Source organism: Parabacteroides hominis, assembly GCF_014287585.1.
Lineage (GTDB): Bacteria > Bacteroidota > Bacteroidia > Bacteroidales > Tannerellaceae > Parabacteroides > Parabacteroides hominis.
Genome location: NZ_JACOOJ010000091.1, coordinates 1 through 1,684, shown reverse-complemented (window position 1 = coordinate 1,684; position 1,684 = coordinate 1). Strand labels below are relative to the sequence as shown.

1 protein-coding gene and 1 pseudogene are annotated in these 1,684 nt (G+C 35.4%); one reads left to right on the top strand and one right to left on the bottom strand.

Annotated features, from left to right (window positions below):
• A partial coding sequence (locus H8S65_RS20770) for a carboxypeptidase-like regulatory domain-containing protein (protein WP_186931709.1) occupies window positions 1-305 on the bottom strand: 305 nt, incomplete at its 3' end.
• A 1,256-nt stretch (window positions 306-1,561) separates the two neighbouring features.
• Between H8S65_RS20770 and H8S65_RS21435 the strand changes: the two are divergent.
• Window positions 1,562-1,684, top strand: a pseudogene (locus tag H8S65_RS21435) (peptidase associated/transthyretin-like domain-containing protein); the annotation flags it as partial.

Genomic DNA, 1,684 nt, shown 5'->3' with positions numbered 1-1,684 from the left:
TCGTCAAGCATCTGATTGTCTGATGCCAACAAGACATGTAACGTCGGTTTTACCCCGACTTCCTGGGACTTCATACCTACAAAAGAAACGATCAGAGTCTTTGCAGAACTTGGTACATCCAGAGAAAATGCACCGTTAAAATCTGTTACCGTACCTATAGTCGTACCTTTAACAACTATAGATGCACCAATGATGGGCTCGTTGTCTTCCGCCGAAATAACAGTACCTGTTACTTTCGTCGTCTGAGCGTTGGCCATCCCAATACCTAATAATAGGCAGAATAAAAGGAAAGTTAACCTTTTCATAGACACACTTTTTTTGTTTAACTTATAAATAACTAATTTGCACTATTTGTTTTTACACATCTTGCATGTGTGTAAATATTCCTAAGAGAAGGCAAATGTAATAATAAATTTATTATAACAACTAAAAACTAATAGGATTTTACAAAAATGGGGATGATAATTAACAAAAGATCATGCCTGATCGATATTTTTGATTGGTTCCTCATGAAATGTCCTTAATTTCGCCTCCTTTAAAATTATCTATTTTTAACCTCTCGTCCAAGCATCGTTTTTGGGCGATTCTGAGGGTTCAAAAAAGGGCTCAGGTCTACAAGGGTAGAAAATAATCAAAAACTGATAAATATTATGGTATGATATTGCAACACACTCCGGTCTTGGTATCAATTAGACAAATCAGTTATCTTTTTCCGGCTATCAAAAAGTCAAATCAAAACAATCCTCTTCTTTAAGCCCTAAAACAAGACTACGCCTTGTGCCGCAGGCTCTCTTTTGCCGTCTGCTTCAGCAGGCGGATAGCTGATTGTTCCGGCTTTGCCGGTTCCTCTGTGGGTTTTAGCCCCTTTAAATACAATAGATGAAAGGGGCTAAAGTCCACAGAGGAAGAGGCTTTGCCTCCTGATCTTTTAAACCGTCTGCTGAAGCAGACGGCAAAAGAGAGCCTGCGACACAAAGCGCAGCCTTGTCTGTTTGTTCACCCATAAATTATCATTTTTGATTCAAATCTGAGAAGAAATGAACCTATCCTAAACAGATTTATATATGATAAAAAATACAAGAACCCCTCCAAAAAAGGCAGATATTCATATATTGTTAATATTCAGACTCTTGCCAAATATCTTGTTTCTTAAAAAATATTACCCTTGCGGGTTATTTGAAATATATGGGGTATAAAATCAAATTTCATGCGCTACTGTTTCGATCCAGACCAATGGGTATTTAGGAAAACCGTACAATAAGTAAGAAATAACAAAAAGTTTGCTTTAAGCAAAGCATGATAGTATGACAGTTGTTTTGCAATCAATAATAAGTTTCCAGAATAATAGACCAATTGTACTGCTAAAGAATCAGGATAAAACTGGTAGAACCATAGTCCTATTTACGATCATCTTTGAAAAAAACATTATTTAGAGTATATATATTAATACTCTGTATATCAAATATATGTACATGAATCATATTCGATGCATTATTTCTTATAAATAGATAATAGCTTAGACTATATGTATAATTAATCCATTAACAATCAGAATATTGCAGATGTACCAAGTTCTGCAAAGACTCTGGTAATTTCATTTGTGGGTATGAAAGCCCAGGAAGTTGGGGTGAAACCCAATTTAAAAATCACCCTTGAGTCTGATAATCAAATGCTTGATGAGGTA